The following is a 21,119-nucleotide window of genomic DNA, read 5'->3' on the forward strand; positions in this document are numbered from 1 at the left end:
CGGGCTCAGCGGCGGAACGGCAGCGCCACATCGTCCGGAATCGGGCACACGTACGGCCGGCCGCCACGCCGCTCGAGCAGTTCCGCCTTCGCCTGCGCAAGCGTGTCCGGCGCGCCGAACAGGTCGATCGCGGTCGCGGCCATCGTCTTCGCTGCCAGCAGCATCCCCTTGTGTGCAAGCGGTGTCTTGCCTTGCGCGACCCACTGCCACGAGTGCGGCGGCGTGCCGAATGCGTAGCAGCTCGTATGGCATTGCGCGGTCGGCGTGACCCAGCTCACGTCGCCGACGTCGGTCGATCCGCAGATCGGGCGGCCCTTGCCGGGCTCGTACGGATCGATCCCGTCGAACAACGCCTTCGGATCGCGCCACGCCTGGTTCAGCGAACGTGACGACGTTTCGATATCCTGAGCAGTGAGCGTCTGGCGCTGATACGCATCGGCGAGCGCTGCGTCGTCCGCGTCGAAGCCGGCGGTGCCGATCGACTGCAGATGCCGGTACATGACCTGGTTCAGCACGGCATTTTCCAGCAGGTTCGAGCAGGCTTTGTCGAACACGATCTCGAGCCGGCAATCGGTCATCATCGCCGCACCGCGCGCGACGTTCTTCACGCGCTCGAACAGCTCGGCCGCCTGATCGTTGCGGGCCGCGCGCACGAGGTACAGCACTTCCGCATTGGCCTGCACCACGTTCGGCGACAGGCCGCCCGTGCTTGTCACTGCGTAGTGCACGCGCGCTTCGGGCAGCATGTGTTCGCGCAGGTAGTTGACGCCGACGTTCATCAGCTCCACGGCATCCAGTGCACTGCGGCCGAGGTGCGGCGACGCGGCGGCGTGTGATGCCTTGCCCGTGAAGCGGAAGTACGCCTGGATGTTCGCGAGCGAACCGGCCGGAAAGATGCCCGTGTACACGTGCGGGTGCCACGACAGTGCGGCGTCGAGATCGTCGAACACGCCGGCACGTGCCATGAACGTCTTGCCGGATCCGCCTTCCTCGGCCGGGCAGCCGTAGAAGCGCACGGTGCCGGGCTGGCCCGTGCGTTCGAGATGCGACTTCACCGCTGCCGCGGCGAGATGCGCTGCGGTGCCAAGCAGATGGTGGCCGCAGCCGTGGCCGTTGCCGTTCGAGATCTCGCCCGACGGCTGGCAGGTGAATGCACCGGCTTCCTGGCTGAGTCCGGACAGCGCATCGTATTCACCGAGGATGCCGATCACGGGGCCGCCGTGACCGGCTTCGGCGATGAACGCGGTCGGAATGTCGGCCACGCCGCGCGTCACGCGAAAGCCGGCTTCTTCCAGCATCCGGATGTGCAGGTCGGTCGACGCGAATTCCTCGTAGCGCAACTCGGCGAGGTTCCAGATCCGGTCGGACAGCTCGGTGAATTGCGCACGCTGGCTGTCGATGAAATCGAGGGCGAGTGAAGTCATGAATTGCTCCTGTGAAGAGACTGGCGCGGTCAGAATTTCTGCCGGAGGCCAAGGGCGAAGACGGTGCTGCTCATGCCGGGCGCGAATATGGGCGCGGAGCCGAACGACAGCGCTGACTGTCCGGTGTTCCTGAAGCCGCCGAGCCGTATGTACACACCGGTGAGTTTCGAAAACTGGTAGTCGTAGCCGAGCAGCGCACCGAGCGCATGGCTCGCCTGGCCGGCGATCGTGCGATACGCGAGGTCGGCGCGGATCGCGTGCGGGCCGCGCTGCCAGATCGCGCCGAGCGAATAGACCTGCGCGACGAGCGTGCCGGGCGCGGTGGGGCGCATCAGCGTGTACGCGAACGACGCGAGCGTCGGGCCGAACGCATACGACGCGCTGGCCATCACCGAGTCGGTGCGCGCACCGTCCGGAGCGCCGCCCGGCGTTGACGACGTGGCGGCCCACATCGCGTTGTACGCACCGCTCAGCATTACCGGGCCACGCGCGAAATTGGCGACGGCACCTGCGTTGCTGGCGATCGGGCTCGCGCCTGCCGCGTTGCGGAACGCGTAGAGCACGGTGACGTCGAGCCCGCCGTAGGTCGGCGTCTTGTAGCTGATCGCGTTCTCGATGCGCCCGGGCAGCGAAGCGGCACCGCGCCCGAGATCGCTGCCGATCAGCGCGGTGCTGGCGAACGGCGACAACTGGCCGACGAGATAAAACGGATCGGCCGCTTCCGGCACGATCGCCGGATACTGCTTGCCGAGCTTGATCGTCCCCCAGTCCGCGGAGCCGATCGCCACGTTGGCTTCGCGGTTGTAGAACGATGCCGCGCTTTGCGGGCGGCCGGACATCAGGTCGAAGCCGCTTTCGAGGCGGAAGCTCGCGCGCAGGCCGCCGCCGAGATCCTCGCTGCCGATGAAGCCGAAGCGCGACGTCGATGCACCGCCGCTCATCAGGCCGACGCTCGTCTGGCTGCCGATGCGCGCGTATTGCAGGAAGCTGTCGAGCGCGCCGTAGATCTGTACGTTGGCGCGGGCCGGCGCGGCCCACATGCAGGTTGCCGCGCAGCACGCGGCCATCAGGGTTGAATTGCGCACGTTTGTCTCGTGATGTCGCGATCGTCGGCGCGCGAATCGCAGGCTTGCAGGGGCCCGCCCGCGCACGCGTCGACGTCGCGGATTCTGTTGTCTGATTGAGGGGGGCGCGGCCGGTGTCCGGCGTCGCCGTGAATGAAGCGGTGCGCCGCTCAGCGGCCGTCGTGATGCGAATCGGCCGGGCGTTCGCGGAAGCGCCACAGCGCGATCATGCTGACGGCGCCGCACGCGAGCACGTACCAAGCGGGCGACATCGGGTCGCCGGTGCGATGCAGCAGCCACGTGACGTTGAACTGCGCGAAGCCGCCGAAGATCGTCACGCCGAAGCTGTAGATCGTCGCGAGCGCGGTGGCGCGCACGCGCGGCGGGAACGCCTCCATGATCAGCAGCAGGAATGCGGAACTGCCTGCAGTGGCGAAGGCCATCACGACAGTGACGATCGCGACCATCAGCCCCGCCGACGGCGCGGCGATCAGCAGCCGGAAGGCGGGATACACGCACGCGAGCGACAGCAGCCACGTGACGGCGATCAGCGGCTTGCGGCGCGGCAGGCGATCGATGATCCACAGGCCCGACACGAGCGCGGCGACGATCATCGCCAGCCCCGACGCGCAGCCCGCCAGCAGCGACGTCGCCATCGGCAGGTGAAGCGTGCGTACCGCATAGGCCGGCATGTAGAACACGAAGATGTAGAGCGTCGACGTGCCGCCGATGATCATCAGCGTGCCGAGCACGACGCGGCCGAGGTAGCGCGTGAACACTTCGCGTACCGCGCTGCCGTCGGCGTCACGCATCGACACATGCGTTTCGTCGAGATGCCGGCGGATGTAGAAGCCGACCGGGCCGAGCAGCAGGCCGAGCAGGAACGGCACGCGCCAGCCCCAGCTTTCGAGCGCGTCCGCCGACAGCACGGCCGACAGCAGCGCACCGCTGAGCGCGCCGAGCAGCGCCGCGACGCCCTGGCTGATCATTTGCCAGCTCACCATGAATCCGCGGCCGGACAGCGGGCCCGATTCCATCAGGAACGTGGTCGACGCACCGATTTCACCGCCGGCCGACAGGCCCTGCAGCAGCCGGCCGATCACGACCAGTACCGGTGCGATGACGCCGATGCGTGCATAGGACGGCGTCAGCGCGATCAGCGCGGTGCCCGCGATCATCAGCTGGATCGTCAGCGTCAGCGCCGCGCGCCGGCCCGCGCGATCGGCGTAGTTGCCGATCAGCACGCCACCGAGCGGGCGCATCACGAAGCCGACGCCGAACGTCGCCATCGCGAGCAGCAACGGGCCGGCGCCCGAATCGACCGGAAAGAAGGTCTTGCCGATCAGCGCGGCGAAGTAGCTGAACACGGTGAAGTCGAACATCTCGAGCGCGTTGCCGGCCGAGGTGGCGATGATCGTCCGGGTCTGCGCCGAGCGGCGGCGCGGGGCCGGCGGCGCGTCGATGAGCGGCGTGGCGGCGTCTTGCATCGGGGTTGTCTCCATGGGTATCGGTATCGTGAGCGCCGCATGGATCGTCAGGCATCCTGCGAGAGCTGGCCGCATGTTAAAACCGGGCAAAACATCGCGATACGCGCAAATTTTTATCCTGATAACATTTGCTTATCCCCTGATGCCTTTCGTCTGCCTCGTTCCATTCGGGTCGTTGTCTTGCAGAAAAGATGTCCGCAGTCTCAATCAGTCGTCTTTGAAGAAGACGTGGCGTGTCGCAGGTCCCGGGCGAACTGCGCGGACGTCAGATAGTCGATATGAACCTGCTCGTCCCGCGCGACCGGCCTCATGATGTCGTCGGCAAAGCCATGTAGGAACTTGAGAAGCAGGGCAGGCGTGGGTGCAGAATCGGAGAACTGGCGAGGCAAGGGCGGGAGCTCCCGACGATCGGGAGTCCGTATCGAACGGGCCGAACGCCACCGTTATATCCATGCCGGAAGGCATGATGGTGGAACGCCTCGTCTGGGTGCGGAAGAATCACGTCGAATTCCGTGACCCCGTGGATCAGCATTGCGAAGGCAAGTGCGCCGTCGCGGATCACGACTGCGATGGCCGCCGTGGACTGTTGATTGCGTCACACATCTACCGGCGGGCACGGTCCAACCCGACGGCAAAGACGGACGTTGGTCACGGTCTGCTGCTGTCCTCCCCCATCGACAGGCTCTTCGACCAAGGCCTAATCTCGTTCGCCGACGATGGGATGATGCTTACGAGTAACGATCTGGCGCTACGGACGAAGCAGGTGGTCGCAGTCAAGCGGGTATGAAGATCGCGGACTCGAAAAAGATCACGAAGGGTATGAGGAAATATCAGGCCAAGTACCGCCGTCTTCAGGGTTTTCGGCGATGGCGGACTGAGGTCGGCCTCTTACCGGTCGAGCGTCCGGATACGACAGCGGCATATTCCCAATCTCGCCTTTTAAGACAGTCGCTCGCGCCGAAAGTGTGACGGCACGAGCATGCTGCGCGAGTAGTGCAGTACGACCGACGTTTCCAACCAATTCATAGGCTGCCAATCATTTGAACTGATCTGCGCCGCCTCCAATTCCATTGGAAATGAATGTGGCAAGCATTTTTGTCTTTGTCTCAACATCGGTTTCTTCAATTTTATTTTCAGAAAGCCGTCCAATTCGATGATCGAATGCGCCCATAACAAGCGCGCCAACCGCAAACAAGTAACTCCAGCACAGGTACTCTTCCGAGGCCTTTGGCAACGCTCGTCGCAGTGCCGAGATGTATGCTTTGGCAAGTGGGTCGTAATATTCTTCAACGATGCCGCGCGTTGCCTCCTGCGGATCAGATGCCTCTCGCGCAACGAGTTGCGCATACTCCCGGCCCTCTGGAGTTGCATAGCTCATAACGATCGGCGATACCCAGGCCATCGCGATTTTCAGCAAGATGTCGGGTTGATCGAAATCGGAGATTTGCTCAAGCTGAGCCAGACGCTCTTCAACCAGTCCCTTTCTGTATTCAAAAATTGATTTATACAGTCCAAGCTTCGTTTCGAAGTGGTAGACAATAAGCGGAAGACCTACTTCTGCTTCCTTTGCTATATCACGCATTGAAACTCCGTGATATCCCTCGCGAGCGAAAAGCCGCTCGGCCGCAAGAATCGCGCGTTCCCGCTTGTCTATTTCCGGCTTCTTGTCGGATTTGCCACGCCCACGTTGCGTATCGCGCGACGTCGTCTGAGTCATACGTATTTGTCCCATTATTGCTATCGGCTTCGATTGTACTGCAGCGTAGAAAACGAACGCTCAGTCAGGCGGTGGGCACACCCGCCACATAGGTATTAATCCTACGTGACACTAAAAACTAGACATACGTACAGTCAGCTCCGTGCTGATCATGGGACGATGAATTTCCCGACGCAGCATTCTTTTTGGCCGGTGCTTTCACGAGAAGCAAGGTCTTTGACTCGTGCCCGACATCCGGTGCGATCCGTACCCGGCTCGTGCCTTTCCATTCGTGACGGGTATCAAGCCAGCGCTCGAAAGCGCGCAAGGCGACCGTGGGAATTTCAAAGCCCCCGAGAAGCGTGGCGCGAAGACCTTCCCCCGCCCGTCTCCCAAGCTTCGGGTGACGGCCGCTGGCTTCAAGCAAACCATTGCGATAGTGGGCCGGGATTGACCAACAAAACAATCGACAGCCGCCCGGGCGCCATAGTCTGACTCAACGGACATATTGGAATAGGAGACAACATTATGATCAGGATTGCGAAATTTAAGAGAGCCGCATTCCTTCTTGGCAGCTGCATTTCTACTGCGGCGATAGCACAGCAGTCTTCGGTGCAGCTCTACGGGATTCTCGATGCTGTCGTCGGATCCTTCAAACCAAGTGGCGCAAGCGGTAGCAGTCTGGCGATGCTGAGTGGCGGTCAAACGACCTCCTTCTACGGCATCCGGGGCTCTGAAGATCTCGGCGGCGGTCTCCGCGCCAACTTTGCCGTAGAGGGCTACCTGCTCTTGAATTCCGGGCAGTCCGGTCGGTTCGCAGGGGACAACGCATATTCACGAAACACCTATGTCGGGCTGTCGGGTCAATGGGGTGAAATCCGAGCGGGGCGGCTAATCAATCCTCTTTTCTTCATCACTGCCCGAACGAATTCATTGGGTGGGTCCACGCGCTTTAGCCCGCTCATGGTCCAGACTTGGATAGCCGACTTCGGGCGAGCAGTGGCCGGTGATACCAGTTGGGACAGCGCTGTTTCCTATGAGTCGCCCGCCATAGCCGGCACGAAGGTCACGGTGCAATACGGCATCCCCGGGAGTGGCGCGCACGATATCTCCGCGGCCGTTGTCTACGATCAGGGGCCGCTTTATGCGTCCGCCGTTGCGCAGCGGACGGGGTATGGGCCCGGCTTCACCCCGGTGACCTCGCATCAGAACGTCTACTTTGTCGGTGTCACCTACAAGTTCCAATACCTGTCGCTGTCTGCGTCGTTCGACCGCACGCTGACTTATCCCTCGGGGCGCTCAACCAAAACATGGCAAACCGGTTTCTCAATTCCAATTGGCGTCTCGAGCATCGGTGCCTCCTGGGCTCGTACGGACTTGTCCGCGGCGACGACGCATCAGCACCGCGACACCGCTGGCCTGACTTACAACTATCCACTTTCCAAGCGCACCGACACCTATCTGAGCTACCTGTACGACAAGCTCAGCACCGCAGGCACCGGCAACACCTTCGGAGTCGGGCTTCGTCACCGCTTCTGACAGGCGCGCTGATGTCGAGTGGTTGCACTCGATATATTTCGCATTACTGATTTTAAGCGTTGCTGTCGAATGTGAAGCGTGGACCTTCCTGCGCCTGGATGTCCGATGCGGGCGCGGATTGTACGTGAGCGAACCGGGCTGCAACGCCGATGCCGCACAACGATGTCTTGGGCAGACACACGGGCAGGTCATTGTCGCGGGCGTTCGAAAGCAGCGATTTTGCCGTGCCTGACATCGGATCACACGTCCTTGTCGCAACGGGGCTCATCTGACGTCGTGCGGGCATGACCATTTATCAAAGAGAGGGGGGCCTAGAGAGCGGCAGCATCTCGTGGTTTCCCCTAGGAAAATTACCGACTGACTGGACGTATAGTTCGTGGCGTAAACAAAACTGTACGACTGTACAGTCAACGCCGTAAGGCGGCGGCTCCAGGAGACAACCACCATGCTTCACTCCGCACCCAACCTGAAATGGCGCGTGCTGATCGGATACTTTTTGAGCTACATGTTCGACGCCGTGGACATCATCATCCTGGCGATTGCGATGCCGGCAATCAGGGCATCGCTACAGATCGGCCCGGCACAAGCTGGGATGCTGGTCACTGCAACCTTGCTCGGTGTCGGCATTAGCGGCCTGGTCATGGGCCCCGTGGCCGACCGGTGGGGGCGCCGCAGCGTGCTGTTGCTGTCGCTCGGGAGCTTCGGCTTGCTCACGATGGCGATTGCCGCAGCGACAGATTGGCGCGAAGTGCTCGTACTGCGCTTTCTCTCAGGATTGGGTCTGGGCAGCGTCTGGAGCCTTGCCGCATCGCACGTGAACGAGACATGGCCGACGGACCAACGCGCGCGAGCCACATCCTTTGTGCTGAGTTCGTTTTCCATCGGCGCAGTCGTCGCCTCGGCCGCGGCTGCCTATGTCATCCCGACCCACGGCTGGCGCGTGCTGTTCTTCGTCTGCGGTGCAGCAGTCTCGATCGCCATGGCCTACGTTTGGTTGCGAGTGCCCGAGTCCGAAGCGTGGAAGGCGAAGCAGCAGCACAAGGGTAGCGGCCCGAACCACCCTGGCAACGGCAGTGGCGTGGCGTCACTGTTCGCCCCGGGCCTTCTGCGGGTGACGTTACTGGGAACGTTGACGTCGGCGCTCGCGCTTGCCGCGTACTGGGGCGCCAGCACGTGGCTGCCGACTTTCCTGGTGAAGGAGCGCGGACTGGAAATGGGCACGATGGCGCGTTTCCTGGCCCTGCTCAACGTCGGCATGTTCATTGGCTACAACGTTTTCGGCTACATCGCGGACCGCATCGGCAAGAAAAAGGCCTTGCTAGTTTCTCTGATCTGCACCGGCCTGCTGCTGCCCTTCTATGTCCAGGCCACCGACCGGACGGTCCTGCTGTTGCTGGGCCCGGTGTTCGCCTTCTTCATGGCCTTCGCGGGGCTGATGGGCTCGTATTTCGCGGAACTGTTTCCGACCCAGGTACGCGCTACAGGCACGGGATTCTGCTTCAACGTGGGACGCGGCTTTTCTGCATTCGCGCCTCTGCTGTTGGGCTCGATGTCCAGCGCCTTCGGCTTTGGCCCGAGCATTGCCGTGTGCGGTGGCGTGTTCGTGGTGGCTGCCGTGGCCGTCCTGATGCTGCCGACCGGAGAAGCGCTTTCCGCGGAAGAAGCCGTCACCGCGCATTGAATCCTGCCGAATCTACTTGTACTTCAAGAACAGGGATCTTTATGACACGTCGATTCGTTGATCTGTCCATCTACCTGGAAAATGACATCGTCTCCGATCCGCCGGCCTTCAGGCCCGAGATTCAGTACTTCACCCATGAGCACACGGTCGACCAGATCGAACCGTTCTTTCCGGGCTTGAAGAAGGAGGACCTGCCCGACGGCGAGGGCTGGGCCGTGGAGAAGGTCACGCTTTCCACCCACAACGGCACGCACCTGGACGCACCCTTTCACTTCCACAGCACGATGGACAAGGCGCTGGGCGAGAAGAAACGCGCGTGGACCATCGACGAAGTGCCGCTGGAGTGGTGCTTCCAGCCCGGCGTGAAGCTGGACTTTTGCCACTTCGCCGATGGCTACGTGGTCAACGCCGCCGACGTCGATGCGGAACTCAAGCGCATCGGCCACACGTTGCAGCCGCTGGAGATCGTGGTCGTCAACACTCGTGCCGGCAGTCGCTATGGCAACAACGACTACGTGTCGGCCGGCTGCGGCATGGGCTACGACGCCACCATGTATTTGCTCGAGCGCGGCGTACGCCTGACCGGCACCGACGCGTGGAGTTGGGACGCGCCCTTCGTCCATACCGCCGAAAAATATGCCGAGAGCCGCGACGCCGGATTGATCTGGGAGGGCCACAAGGCGGGCCGCGACATCGGCTACTGCCACCTGGAGAAGTTGCACAACCTGGAGGCGCTGCCACCGGACGGCTTCTTCATCAGTTGCTTCCCACACAAGATCCGTAACGCCTCGGCCGGTTGGACGCGCGCAGTCGCAATCTTCGACGACAGGCTGACCGCAGCCGCCTGATCCATTCACCTTCCCTCCACCACACGACGAGGAACACTCATGAGCAAGACCATCATCAGTTGCGCGATCACCGGCTCCGTGCACACGCCCACGATGTCGCCGTACCTGCCCTGCACGCCGGACCAGATCACCGAGCACAGCATCGCCGCCGCGCAGGCGGGCGCAGCCATCATTCACCTGCACGCGCGCAACCCCGTCGACGGCAGCCCTTCATCGTCGGCCGACGTATACATGCAGTTCCTGCCGCGCATCGCCGAGCAGACGGATGCCGTGCTCAACATCACCACGGGCGGCAGCGTGACGATGACGCTCGAGCAGCGACTCGAAGGCGCACTGCGCGCCTCGTCGGAGATGGCTTCGCTGAACATGGGGTCGATCAACTTCGCGATGTTCCGCATGGCCGAAAAAAGCCGCGAGTGGAAGCATGACTGGGAGGTGCCCTATCTGAAGAATACGGAGGACGGGATCTTCCGCAACACCTTTCGTGACATCCGCTACATCCTGGAAACGCTGGGTAAGACGCATGGCACCAGGTTCGAGTTCGAGTGCTACGACATTGGCCACCTGTATAACCTGGCCTATTTCGTCGAGATTGGCCTGGTCAAGCCGCCATTCCTCATCCAGTCTGTGTTCGGCGTGATGGGCGGCATCGGTGCCGACCCGGAAAACGTGCTGCTGATGAAGCAGACGGCCGATCGCCTTTTCGGCAAAGACTACGTCTGGTCGCTGTTCGCCGCAGGCCGCCAGCAAATGCCGTTCGTGACGATGGGCGCGGTCATGGGCGCCAACGTGCGCGTCGGCCTGGAGGACAACCTGTTCATGGGACGAGGCCGGCTCGCCACGTCGAACGCCGAGCAGGTAGCGAAGATCAGCCGCATCCTGACCGAACTGGGGCTGGAAATTGCCACGCCGGACGAGGCGCGTGCGATGTTGGGCCTGAAAGGGCGGGACAAGGTCAATTTTTGAGAGGCAGCAGTGAACGAATTTTTCCCGACTGACCCTGTTTGGAATCCGTCCGTCAGCTTCGTGTCGGGACGGAGTGCCAATCGAAGTGAAATCGATGGAATCGGTCGCGAGTTCGTCGTAGCGGCTCGGATCGGCGACGGCCATGCATCACATGAATCTGTTTCCGCTTGGCGCGGTTCCGGTGAATGGAAATTCACCCCGAAAACAGAGAGCGGTACCGAGCAGCATGCACACGGAGAACGAACATGAGCCGCGCCGCGAATCCCCTTTCCGGCTGGACGCTGGATCGCGCTGACATCCGGCAGGTTGGCCGGGATTTGCGCCGACCGGAATGCGTTCTCGCCGAGAGCGACGGCACGTTATGGAGCGCCGATGCGCGCGGCGGCGTGATGCGCATTGGCGCCGATGGCGGGCAGACACTCGTCACGGAGCAGCATGGTGCGCGTTTCGATTTCAGTGCTGGCGAGCAATCCAGCCTTCTCGGAGGTACGCTGCCGAACGGTCTCGCATTCGCACACAACGGCGATTTGCTCATCGCGAACTTCGGCACTGATGCGCTCGAGACAATGACGCGCGATGGCCACACACGCATTCTGCGGAATTCGATCGACGGCATGCCGCTCGGGAAGGTGAACTTCGTGCTACGCGATTCGAAGAATCGCGTCTGGCTGACCGTCTCTACCCGCATCAATCCGTGGACCGACGCCATCCGTACTGACCTTGCCGACGGCTACATCGCATTGCTGGATGAAAAGGGGCTGCGCGTCGTTGCGGACGGTTTCGCGTTCACCAACGAGATTCGTTTCAATGCAAGCGAGACGTATCTGTACGTCGCGGAAACAACGGCCAATCGCGTGAGTCGATTGCGCGTCGCCGACGACGGCTCACTGAGCGGACGCGAAGTCTTCGGGCCACGCGATCTCGGGCGTGGCCTGATCGACGGCATCGCGTTTGACGCGCACGGCAACCTGTGGGGCGCAATGGTATTCGCGGATCGACTGATCGCGATCACGCCCGAAGGCGAGTTGATGACACTGTTCGACGATTGCAACGTGCCGGCGATCGAACGCTTCGAGTCCGAATTCCACTCCGGCCGCGCCGTGAGTTATGACACGCTCTCCGCGTGCGGCGGCACTGTCGCGCCCTGGATGGCCAGCGTGACGTTCGGCGGTCCGGATCTGAAGACTGTATATATCGGCAGCCTGAAGGGTACGACGATTCCGAGTTTCAGGTCGCCGGTCGCGGGTCTGCCGATGATTCACTGGCGCCAAGCCGTGTGTAATCGATGATCGTATCGTCGTGCGAAAAATGGAAATGCCCGCTCATCGAACGGGCATTTGAAGAGGTGGGGCAGGGAGCTTGCCGTGGACGACGTCCAGCAAGATCCGCTCCCTGTTTTCTGTCGCCGGCCATAGATCGGCTTTGACTTGAGAATGACCGCTGCGTTGCAGGCTCGCAACGTGGACTTCGCGCTTTACCCTCCTGCACCAGCGTTGAGCGAACCCACGTAGCGAAGCAGGTCCATTGCGATGCCAATAGAACGCGCTATTTACGTCTCCGGAAATGTCGGTCGCCGCCCGGATGATCCGGATTGCGTCTCCAAGGTAATTTTGCGCACTTTCGGAGCCAGGCAAGCAAGCGTTTGCATATCGATATGCAGGGCGGCAGCGAAGCGTCGCGCAGGGAGGGTGGGCGTGGCGCTTTCCGGCTCCCTCAGAGGTGCCATGAACTGGTCGAAACCGCGACGCGGCGTTGAACCGCGGGCCTGCTCGGGTTCCATGGTAGATTAGCCCGCGCACACGATTTGCACATTGATGGCACAAGCGTCGTGGATGCCGCTGGACGCTGAAACGCATTTCAACGGCACCGCTTGTCGCCAAATTTCGTGGAGACACGCAGGCAGGGCTTGCGACATTCCCAAAGACAACTTTTCCGGGGATATCCGTAACCAAGGACATCTTCTCCGAGGCGAAAGGCAGGCAGTCTTCTCGGAAAGATGTCCAAGTCCTTGATCTGGCTAGCGGGTGAAAGCCCCCTTTTGTGATAGCCCGCATTCGTCGCATGAAACTTCACCAGCTCCGCGCGCTCGTGGCCGTTGCCCGCTCGGGCAGCATCCATGAAGCCGCGCGTACCCTGCACCTCACGCAACCGGCCGTCACGCGCTCGCTGCGCGATCTCGAGGACGAACTCGGGCTGATGCTGGTCGCACGCAGTTCGTCGGGCGTGACGCTGACCGATGCGGGGCGCGCGATGTTGCAGCGGGCCGAACTGGTCGTCAATGAGGTTGCGCGCACCGAGGAGGAAATGGCGCAGTTGCGCGAGAACCGGCAGGGCCGGCTCGCCATCGGGATGACACCGCTGGCGGGCATCACGGTGCTGCCGGCTGCGTACAACCGCTTTCGCCGCGCGATGCCCGACGTCCAGCTCGAATTCGTCGAGGGCAGCCCGTCGCAACTGGTCGAGCAGTTGAAGAACGGCGCGCTCGATTTCGCGCTCGGTGCGGGTGCGGATGCGCAGGACTTCACGTCCGTGCGCTGCGAGCATCTCGACACCTTTCCGATGTGGTTCGCGGTGAGCCGCAAGGGCAAGCTGGCCGGCGCGACTTCGCTGGCCGATCTGCAGGATGCGGAATGGCTGCATACGGGGCCATCCGCCGAATTCCGCGCGTTTCTCGCGGAGCTGTTCGCGCAGGCCGGCCTGCCGGTGCCGCGCCGCGTGACGCGCTGCGCATCGCAGACGCTGTTCTACGCACTGGCCGTCAACAGCGACGTGGTGACGGCGTGGACGCAGCTCGCACTGCGCAGCGAAGATGCGTCCGATACGCTGAAGACGCTCGATCTCGTCGGGCAGCCGCCCGCGCGCAACCTCTATCTGTTGTTCCGCGACAGCGCGGTGCTCACGTCGTCGGCCGAGTACTTCGTCCGCTGCATCGATGAAGCCGTGCAGGCCGAGCGTGCGAATGCCGGCGGGAAGAAACGCGGTACGCGCTCGCGTGCGTCGCACGCGTGAGGTGCCGGCCTACGGTGCGACGCGCGATAACGGCACCGCTTCGTCGCGCAGCTTCAGCACATCGCGGCCCGGCGCATCGCCGAACAGGCGCGCGTATTCGCGGCTGAACTGCGACGCGCTCACATAGCCGACACTGCGGCACGCCTGCCGCGCATCCATCGCCGACAGGCACATCAGGCGGCGTGCCTCCTGCAGCCGCAACACCTTCTGGCATTGCAACGGGCTCATCGACGTGACCGCACGGAAGTGGTAATGGAAGGTCGACGGGCTCATGTCCACCTGCCGCGCAAGCGATTCGACCGTCATCGGGTCGAGGTAGTGGTCGCGTATCCAGGCGACGGCGCGCGAGATGCGCTGCGTCGTCGAATCGGCCTGGCCGACCTGCGCGACGCGTGCGCCCGACGGGCCCCGCAGCAGCCGGATGAGGATTTCGTCGACGATCAGCGGCGCGAGCAGGTCGATGTCGTCGGGGTGCGCGATCAATTGCATCAGGCGCACGACGGCGTCGACGATTTCAGGCGGCGTATCGTGCGTGTCGAGCGCGCTGTAGTCGGCGGCTTTCGGCAGCCCGTGCGGAAACACGCGCGGCGTGAGTGCCGCGATGCGGTCCGGGGCGAGATCGAGTTGCACGTAAAGGAACGGCTCGGCCGGGTTCGCGCGTATCACGCGGCCGGTGACGGGCAGGTCCGCTGTCGCGACCATCATCCGCGATTCGTCGGTCACGTAGGTTTCATCGCCGACCCGCGTCGATTTCGCACCTTGCCCGACGATGCTCAGGCACGCGTGGTGCACGCCATGGTTCCAGGGCGGCGGTGACGCGGACGCCCGTCCGATGCGCATGCCACGTACCGGAAGCTCGAACGTGCCGTCGTGCGGTGCATAAGCGGCGATCAGCGCGGCGAGCCGGGCCGTGGGCAACAGGGCCGGCAACCGAGGGTCGTGATCGGGCGTGATGCGCTGTAGCGGCGGCGTTCGGGCGTCGATTTCCATGGTGCGTGAGCGGATGGCGGAGTGGTCAGTGCAAGGTGCGCGGCTGCGATTCCGGGTTGGTGTCCCGGCAGGGGTGCCGGCACGGCGGTCACATCGTACGGCGAGTCGCCTGCACGTGATTGCCTAAACCTGTGGGAAATTAGCCCGATCATCCGGATCTGCATGGCCGGTGGCCGCATCGCTCGCCGCTGCGCGGTGTGCAGCGCACAAATTCGGAAATTAAGGCAAAACAATCGCAGGATCGGGCAAGCCATTTTCCGGCCGTTTTCATACCATTGCACCTGCTGAAACAAACGTGATCCAGTGCACTCCGGCGATACGGGTATGACCGTCGCATGGCCGGGGGATACCGCCGGCATTGCCGCAGCGAACCACTGGAAAAGACTCAGGACTGCTATTCGAATAGTCATGCATCGGGCCAGCCGAGGCCGGCTTGCGTCCGTTGCATGCCGGCTCGCGTCTGGCGCGAGCGTGCCGACCGACCCGGCGTGGCTGGCGTCGGTGCAGCCGCATTGGCCGGGCCGTTGCATGTCGGTCGCGATGCGGCGACGGAGGTGCGCGTCAACGCAGTCGACCGCGCAGGGGAATCCGGACAAATGGACCAACTTCAATCGATTCGGGCATTCGTGACGGTGGCAAGGGAAGGCGGCTTTCGCCGGGCGGCGACCCGGCTGCGCGTGTCGACGGCGATGGCGAGCCGGCTGGTCGATGCGCTCGAGACGCGCCTTGGCGCACGCCTGCTTCAACGCAGCACCTGCCACCAGTCGCTGACGGAAATCGGCGAGCTGTACCTCGCGCGCGTCGAGCGGATTCTCGGTGCGATCGACGAGATCGACGGTCGCGTCGTCGCGATGGGCAGCAAGCCGGAAGGCGCGTTGCGCATTGCTGCGCCGGTCGCGTTCGGGCTCAGCCAGTTGAGCGCGTTGCTCGATCGTTTCGTCAACCGGTTTCCGGACGTGCGGCCGACCGTCACGCTGACCGATGCCCATGTCGACCTGACATCCGAAGACATCGATGTCGCGTTTCTGACCGACGGCATGCCGGTGACAGGTGCGCATGCGCTGCACACGCTGGCCGCCTACGAATCCGTGCGCGTCGCGGCGCCGACTTATGTCGACGCGCATGGCGGCGCGGCTGCGTCGGGCGACTGGCCGGACATCACGGCCGTGCGGCTCGATCTGCCGGCGACCGGCGATGACGATGCGGTTGCGTTTCGACCCGACACGGCGCCCGGCGGCAGTTTGGGTGTCGGCCATCTCGAGATGGCACGGCGGCTGGCTGTGGCCGGCATGGGCGCTGCGGTGCTGCCCGCGTATCTCGTCGACGCCGATCTGGTGGCCGGCACGCTGGTGCGCGTCGCGCCGATTCGTCCGCTCGCGCCCGTCACGCTGAAGCTCGCGCATGCGCGCACCGCGCATCTGCCGGCCGCTGCACGGGCATTCATCGAATTCGCCGGCGCCGCGTTCCAGCCGGCGAGCTAGCGGCCCGGTTGATAGCCGCGGCAATGCCCGCCCGCCAGGGCAGCGGGCTCATGGTTTTTTCCACGGAAGCAGTTCGACGAACGAACGCTCCGCAGGGCGCAACGCACGCCCGAAATACGTGACCTCATTCGCGGCAAACAGGAAGCGACAGCATTCCGGCCGCGCGTGCAGGTCACGAGGAGATCTGGTGATTCCCATTGAAGGTCGTCTATTTGCGAGAGGTCGCTCCATGCGCGTCGAACGGGTTCCATACCGCTTAATCACTGCTGCAACGGCTGCCGTTTTCCTGGCCGCGTGCGGAAAAAAAGAATCGGCACCGCCGCCGCAAACGCCGGAAGTCGGCATCGTCACCGTCCAGCCGCAGGCCGTGCCGGCGGTAACCGAACTGCCGGGCCGCACCAGCGCGTTTCTGGTCGCGCAGGTGCGCGCGCGGGTCGACGGCATCGTGCTGCGTCGTGAATTCACCGAAGGCACCGACGTCAAGGCCGGCCAGCGTCTGTACAAGATCGACCCGGCACCGTACGTCGCCGCGCTGAACAGCGCGAAAGCGACGCTCGCGCGGGCACAGGCGAACCTCGTCACGCAGAACGCGCTGGTCGCACGCTACAAGGTGCTGGTGGCGGCGAACGCGGTCAGCAAGCAGGACTACGACAACGCGGTGGCCACGCAAGGCCAGGCCGCGGCGGACGTCGCGGCCGGCAAGGCGGCGGTCGATACCGCGCAGATCAACCTCGGCTATACCGATGTCGTCTCGCCGGTTTCAGGCCGAGTCGGCATCTCGCAGGTGACGCCGGGCGCGTATGTGCAGGCGAGCCAGGCGACGCTGATGTCGACGGTGCAGCAGCTCGATCCGGTGTACGTCGACCTCACGCAGTCGAGCCTCGACGGGCTGAAGCTGCGCCAGGACGTGCAGAGCGGCAAGCTGAAGACGAGCGGCCCGGGCGCCGCGAAGGTGTCGCTGATCCTGGAGGACGGCAAGACCTATTCGGAAGCCGGCAAGCTGCAGTTCTCGGACGTGACGGTCGACCAGACCACCGGCTCGGTGACGATTCGCGCGATCTTCCGGAATCCGGGCCGCGTGCTGCTGCCGGGCATGTTCGTGCGCGCGCGGATCGAGGAAGGCGTGAACGAGAACGCGTTCCTGGTGCCGCAGATCGGCGTCACGCATGACCAGAAGGGCCAGGCGATCGCACTGGTCGTGAACGCGGCCAACAAGGTCGAGACACGTCCGTTGACGACGGCCGGCACGTACGGCCAGGACTGGATCGTCGAAGGCGGTCTTCAAGCGGGCGATCACGTGATCGTGCAGGGCGTCGACAAGGTGCGCCCGGGTGCGACCGTGAAGACCGTCGCGGCCCAGCTCGCACCGGCGCCGGACGCTGCGTCCGGCACACCGGCAAGCGCCGCGAATGCGTCCGGCGCCGCGCCGGCTAGCACCGTCGCCCATGCTGCCGTGCGTTCGACCGCTGCGTCGTCCGCGCAATAACAAGGAGTCCGTTTCATGGCCAAGTTCTTTATCGATCGCCCGATCTTTGCGTGGGTGATCGCGATCGTGCTGATGCTGGCCGGCGTCGCATCGATCTTCAAGATGCCGATCGCGCAGTATCCGACGATCGCACCGCCGACGATCCAGATCCAGGCGAACTATCCGGGCGCTTCCGCGAAAACGGTGGAAGACACGGTGACGCAGGTGATCGAGCAGCAGATGAGCGGTCTCGACAACTTCCTGTACATGTCGTCGACGAGCGATGACTCGGGTAACGCGACGATCACGCTGACCTTCTCGCCGGGCACGAATCCGGACGTCGCGCAGGTGCAGGTGCAGAACAAGCTGTCGCTCGCGACGCCGAACCTGCCGCAGGTCGTGCAGCAGCTCGGCATGCAGGTCACGAAGTCGAGCAGCAACTGGCTGATGTGGTTCGCGTTCAACTCCGACGACGGCAGCATGTCGAAGGAGGACCTGACGAACTACGTGGCGTCGCACGTGCTCGATCCGCTCAGCCGCGTGAACGGCGTCGGCCAGACGCTGCTGCTCGGTTCGCAGTTCTCGATGCGCATCTGGCTCGACCCGGTCAAGCTGACCAACTACAGCCTCACGCCGACCGACGTGTCGGCCGCGATCACGCAGCAGAACGTGCAGATCGCGGGCGGCCAGATCGGCGGCACGCCGGCGAAGCCGGGCACGATGCTGCAGGCGACGATCACCGAATCGACGCTGCTGCGCACGCCCGAGCAATTCGGCAACATCCTGCTGAAGGTCAACCAGGACGGTTCACAGGTGCGCCTGAAGGACGTCGGCCGCGCGGCGCTGGGTTCGGAGAACTACACGTTCGACACGAAGTACATGGGGCAGCCGACGGCCGGCCTCGGTATCCAGCTCGCGACCGGCGCGAACGCGCTGGCGACCGCCACCGCGCTGCGGGCCAAGGTCCAGGAGCTGTCGAAGTACTTTCCGCACGGTCTCGTCGTGCACTACCCGTACGACACGACGCCGTTCGTGCGCCTGTCGATCGAGGAAGTGGTCAAGACGCTGCTCGAAGGTATCGTGCTCGTGTTCCTCGTGATGTACCTGTTCCTGCAGAACCTGCGGGCGACGATCATCCCGACGATCGCGGTGCCGGTCGTGCTGCTCGGCACGTTCGCGATCATGGGCGTCGCCGGTTTCTCGATCAACACGCTGTCGATGTTCGGCCTCGTGCTCGCGATCGGCCTGCTGGTGGACGATGCGATCGTGGTGGTGGAGAACGTCGAGCGCGTGATGGCGGAGGAGGGCTTGTCGCCGAAGGAGGCGACCCGCAAGGCGATGGGCCAGATCACCGGCGCACTCGTCGGTGTGGCGCTCGTACTGTCGGCGGTGTTCGTGCCGGTGGCATTCTCCGGCGGGTCGGTCGGCGCGATCTATCGTCAGTTCTCGCTGACGATCGTGTCGGCGATGGTGCTGTCGGTGCTCGTCGCGTTGATTCTGACGCCGGCCCTGTGTGCGACGATCCTCAAGCCGATCCCGCAAGGGCATCACGAAGAGAAGAAGGGCTTCTTCGGCTGGTTCAACCGGACGTTCGACCGCAGTCGCGATCGCTACACGAGCGGCGTGCACCACGTGATCCGGCGCTCGGGCCGCTGGCTCGTGATCTACCTGGCCGTGTTCATCGCGGTCGGCGTGATGTTCGTGCGCCTGCCGAAATCGTTCCTGCCGGATGAAGACCAGGGCTACATGTTCATGATCGTGCAGACGCCGTCCGGCTCCACGCAGGAAACGACCGGCAAGACGCTAGACAACATCAACACGTACCTGACCACCACCGAGAAGGATGTGGTCGACTCGGTGTTCACCGTTAACGGCTTCAGCTTTGCGGGCCGCGGCCAGAACGCCGGTCTCGTGTTCGTGAAGCTGAAACCGTACGAGCATCGCCAGCGTTCGGACCAGAAGGTGCAGGCGCTGATCGGCCGGACGTTCGCGCACTACGCGCAGTACAAGGACGCGATGGTGATCCCGTTCAACCCGCCGTCGATTCCCGAGCTCGGCACCGCTGCCGGCTTCGACTTCGAGCTGACGGACAACGCCGGTCTCGGCCACGAAGCGCTGATGGCCGCGCGCGGGCAGCTGCTCGGGATGGCCGCGAAGGATCCCGCGCTGGCACTCGTGCGCCCGAACGGCCTGAACGATACGCCGCAGTACAAGGTCGACATCGACCGCGAGAAGGCGAATGCGCTCGGCGTGACGGCCGCTGCGATCGACCAGACGTTCTCGATCGCGTGGGCGTCGCAGTACGTGAACAACTTCCTGGATACGGATGGCCGGATCAAGAAGGTGTATGTGCAGTCGGATGCGCCGTTCCGGATGACGCCGGAAGACATGAACATCTGGTACGTGCGCAACAGCACGGGCGGCATGGTGCCGTTCAGCGCGTTCGCGACCGGCCACTGGAGCTACGGTTCGCCGAAGCTCGAACGCTACAACGGCGTGTCGTCGATCGAGATCCAGGGGCAGGCCGCGCAAGGCAAGTCGACCGGGCAGGCGATGGCGGCGATGGAAGCGCTCGCGAGCAAGCTGCCGGAAGGGATCGGCTATTCGTGGACGGGCCTGTCGTTCCAGGAAATCCAGTCCGGCTCGCAGGCGCCGATCCTGTACGCGATCTCGATCCTCGTCGTGTTCCTGTGTCTCGCGGCGCTGTATGAAAGCTGGTCGATCCCGTTCTCGGTGATCATGGTGGTGCCGCTCGGCGTGGTCGGCGCGCTGCTCGCGACGATGCTGCGCGGTCTCGAGAACGACGTGTTCTTCCAGGTCGGCCTGCTGACGACCGTGGGCCTGTCCGCGAAGAACGCGATCCTGATCGTCGAGTTCGCGCGCGAGTTGCAGGCTGGCGGAAACATGGGGCCGGTGCGCGCGGCGATCGAGGCGGCGCGCCTGCGGCTGCGTCCGATCCTGATGACGTCGCTCGCGTTCATGCTCGGCGTGCTGCCGCTCGCGATCAGCAACGGCGCGGGCTCGGCGAGCCAGCACGCAATCGGTACGGGCGTGATCGGCGGGATGATCACGGCGACGTTCCTCGCGATCTTCATGATCCCCATGTTCTTCGTGCGGGTTCGCGCGATCTTCAGCGGCGAGACGGAAAACGTCGACGACGCATGGCGTCTCGTGCAGGGCGACCTGCAGCGCGGTCACGACGACGCACACGATTCGAAGGGGCAGTAACGATGCAAAAACACGCTTTGACTACGACCGCGGCTGCCCTGGCTGCCGCGTTGTTCGCCACGGGCTGCACGATGGCGCCGCATTACAAGCGGCCCGACGCACCCGTCGCGCAGGCGTACCCGGCCGGCGGCGTCTACGCGACGCAGCCGGGTGCGGCCGGCGCGCGCAGCGCGAACGGGCAAGCTGCGACCGCCATCGGCTGGCGCGAGTTCTTCGTCGATCCGCGCCTGCAGCGGCTGAT

The 21,119-nt window shown here is 63.7% G+C and carries 15 protein-coding genes and 1 pseudogene; 11 read left to right on the plus strand and 5 right to left on the minus strand.

Annotated features, from left to right (window positions below; all coding sequences use genetic code 11):
* Nucleotides 1-5 precede the first annotated feature (5 nt).
* From G3N98_RS18865 to G3N98_RS18875, 3 genes are all read right to left on the minus strand, one after another.
* Nucleotides 6-1,424 carry a M20 family metallopeptidase gene (locus tag G3N98_RS18865; RefSeq protein WP_206148891.1) on the minus strand — a complete coding sequence of 473 codons (1,419 nt, stop codon included), beginning with the start codon at nt 1,422-1,424 and terminating at the stop codon, nt 6-8.
* Nucleotides 1,425-1,453: 29 nt separating this feature from the next.
* On the minus strand, nt 1,454-2,509 hold the full coding sequence (locus G3N98_RS18870; RefSeq protein WP_206148892.1) for a porin: 1,056 nt from the start codon (nt 2,507-2,509) through the stop codon (nt 1,454-1,456).
* Nucleotides 2,510-2,658: 149 nt separating this feature from the next.
* Nucleotides 2,659-3,975, minus strand: coding sequence for an MFS transporter (locus tag G3N98_RS18875; protein WP_241025971.1), 1,317 nt, complete (start codon nt 3,973-3,975; stop codon nt 2,659-2,661).
* 451 nt (nt 3,976-4,426) lie between these two features.
* Here G3N98_RS18875 and G3N98_RS18880 point away from each other — a divergent pair, with 451 nt between their 5' ends.
* Nucleotides 4,427-4,762, plus strand: coding sequence for an HNH endonuclease signature motif containing protein (locus tag G3N98_RS18880; RefSeq protein ID WP_089476477.1), 336 nt, complete (start codon nt 4,427-4,429; stop codon nt 4,760-4,762).
* Between the two features lie 249 nt (nt 4,763-5,011).
* Here the strand turns inward: G3N98_RS18880 and G3N98_RS18885 are convergent, their stop codons facing one another.
* The gene (locus tag G3N98_RS18885) at nt 5,012-5,692 is read right to left on the minus strand and encodes a TetR/AcrR family transcriptional regulator (RefSeq protein WP_241025972.1); all 681 of its coding nucleotides are present in this window, start codon (nt 5,690-5,692) and stop codon (nt 5,012-5,014) included.
* Between the two features lie 507 nt (nt 5,693-6,199).
* Between G3N98_RS18885 and G3N98_RS18890 the strand changes: the two genes are divergently transcribed.
* The 6 genes from G3N98_RS18890 to G3N98_RS18915 all read left to right on the plus strand — a co-directional run bounded on the left by G3N98_RS18890 (nt 6,200) and on the right by G3N98_RS18915 (nt 13,714).
* A complete protein-coding gene (locus G3N98_RS18890; protein ID WP_089476479.1) occupies nt 6,200-7,210 on the plus strand; it encodes a porin in 1,011 nt (336 codons plus the stop codon).
* Between the two features lie 445 nt (nt 7,211-7,655).
* The gene (locus G3N98_RS18895) at nt 7,656-8,891 is read left to right on the plus strand and encodes an MFS transporter (protein WP_206148894.1); all 1,236 of its coding nucleotides are present in this window, start codon (nt 7,656-7,658) and stop codon (nt 8,889-8,891) included.
* 41 nt (nt 8,892-8,932) lie between these two features.
* A complete protein-coding gene (locus tag G3N98_RS18900) occupies nt 8,933-9,739 on the plus strand; it encodes a cyclase family protein (RefSeq protein WP_089476481.1) in 807 nt (268 codons plus the stop codon).
* A gap of 39 nt (nt 9,740-9,778) precedes the next feature.
* A complete protein-coding gene (locus G3N98_RS18905; protein WP_206148895.1) occupies nt 9,779-10,705 on the plus strand; it encodes a 3-keto-5-aminohexanoate cleavage protein in 927 nt (308 codons plus the stop codon).
* Between the two features lie 245 nt (nt 10,706-10,950).
* Nucleotides 10,951-11,994 carry an SMP-30/gluconolactonase/LRE family protein gene (locus tag G3N98_RS18910; RefSeq protein ID WP_089476483.1) on the plus strand — a complete coding sequence of 348 codons (1,044 nt, stop codon included), beginning with the start codon at nt 10,951-10,953 and terminating at the stop codon, nt 11,992-11,994.
* Nucleotides 11,995-12,766: 772 nt separating this feature from the next.
* The gene (locus G3N98_RS18915; protein ID WP_206148896.1) at nt 12,767-13,714 is read left to right on the plus strand and encodes a LysR substrate-binding domain-containing protein; all 948 of its coding nucleotides are present in this window, start codon (nt 12,767-12,769) and stop codon (nt 13,712-13,714) included.
* A 9-nt stretch (nt 13,715-13,723) separates the two neighbouring features.
* Here G3N98_RS18915 and G3N98_RS18920 read toward each other — a convergent pair whose 3' ends face one another.
* Nucleotides 13,724-14,704 carry an AraC family transcriptional regulator gene (locus G3N98_RS18920; RefSeq protein ID WP_206148897.1) on the minus strand — a complete coding sequence of 327 codons (981 nt, stop codon included), beginning with the start codon at nt 14,702-14,704 and terminating at the stop codon, nt 13,724-13,726.
* 596 nt (nt 14,705-15,300) lie between these two features.
* On the opposite strand from G3N98_RS18920, the gene G3N98_RS18925 reads away from it, so the two are divergent.
* The 4 genes and pseudogenes from G3N98_RS18925 to G3N98_RS18940 all read left to right on the plus strand — a co-directional run.
* Nucleotides 15,301-16,185: a LysR family transcriptional regulator gene (locus G3N98_RS18925; RefSeq protein WP_175239072.1), complete on the plus strand. Its 885-nt coding sequence runs from the start codon at nt 15,301-15,303 to the stop codon at nt 16,183-16,185.
* 229 nt (nt 16,186-16,414) lie between these two features.
* Nucleotides 16,415-17,671 (plus strand): efflux RND transporter periplasmic adaptor subunit, encoded by a 1,257-nt coding sequence (locus G3N98_RS18930; RefSeq protein ID WP_206148898.1) that lies wholly within the window; start codon nt 16,415-16,417, stop codon nt 17,669-17,671.
* Between the two features lie 15 nt (nt 17,672-17,686).
* Nucleotides 17,687-20,878 (plus strand): efflux RND transporter permease subunit, encoded by a 3,192-nt coding sequence (locus G3N98_RS18935; protein ID WP_206148899.1) that lies wholly within the window; start codon nt 17,687-17,689, stop codon nt 20,876-20,878.
* Between the two features lie 2 nt (nt 20,879-20,880).
* Nucleotides 20,881-21,119: pseudogene (locus G3N98_RS18940) on the plus strand (multidrug transporter); the annotation flags it as partial.

This window comes from Burkholderia sp. Tr-20390, assembly GCF_017104595.1.
Lineage (GTDB): Bacteria > Pseudomonadota > Gammaproteobacteria > Burkholderiales > Burkholderiaceae > Burkholderia.

Coding starts and splice junctions, on each gene's coding strand:
- G3N98_RS18900 (WP_089476481.1), top strand. CDS start 8,933: ATGACACGTCGATTCGTTGATCTGTCCATCTACCTGGAAAATGACATC.
- G3N98_RS18875 (WP_241025971.1), bottom strand. CDS start 3,975: ATGCAAGACGCCGCCACGCCGCTCATCGACGCGCCGCCGGCCCCGCGC.
- G3N98_RS18915 (WP_206148896.1), top strand. CDS start 12,767: ATGAAACTTCACCAGCTCCGCGCGCTCGTGGCCGTTGCCCGCTCGGGC.
- G3N98_RS18865 (WP_206148891.1), bottom strand. CDS start 1,424: ATGACTTCACTCGCCCTCGATTTCATCGACAGCCAGCGTGCGCAATTC.
- G3N98_RS18890 (WP_089476479.1), top strand. CDS start 6,200: ATGATCAGGATTGCGAAATTTAAGAGAGCCGCATTCCTTCTTGGCAGC.
- G3N98_RS18920 (WP_206148897.1), bottom strand. CDS start 14,704: ATGGAAATCGACGCCCGAACGCCGCCGCTACAGCGCATCACGCCCGAT.
- G3N98_RS18925 (WP_175239072.1), top strand. CDS start 15,301: ATGGACCAACTTCAATCGATTCGGGCATTCGTGACGGTGGCAAGGGAA.
- G3N98_RS18935 (WP_206148899.1), top strand. CDS start 17,687: ATGGCCAAGTTCTTTATCGATCGCCCGATCTTTGCGTGGGTGATCGCG.
- G3N98_RS18930 (WP_206148898.1), top strand. CDS start 16,415: ATGCGCGTCGAACGGGTTCCATACCGCTTAATCACTGCTGCAACGGCT.
- G3N98_RS18885 (WP_241025972.1), bottom strand. CDS start 5,692: ATGACTCAGACGACGTCGCGCGATACGCAACGTGGGCGTGGCAAATCC.
- G3N98_RS18880 (WP_089476477.1), top strand. CDS start 4,427: ATGCCGGAAGGCATGATGGTGGAACGCCTCGTCTGGGTGCGGAAGAAT.
- G3N98_RS18905 (WP_206148895.1), top strand. CDS start 9,779: ATGAGCAAGACCATCATCAGTTGCGCGATCACCGGCTCCGTGCACACG.
- G3N98_RS18910 (WP_089476483.1), top strand. CDS start 10,951: ATGAGCCGCGCCGCGAATCCCCTTTCCGGCTGGACGCTGGATCGCGCT.
- G3N98_RS18895 (WP_206148894.1), top strand. CDS start 7,656: ATGCTTCACTCCGCACCCAACCTGAAATGGCGCGTGCTGATCGGATAC.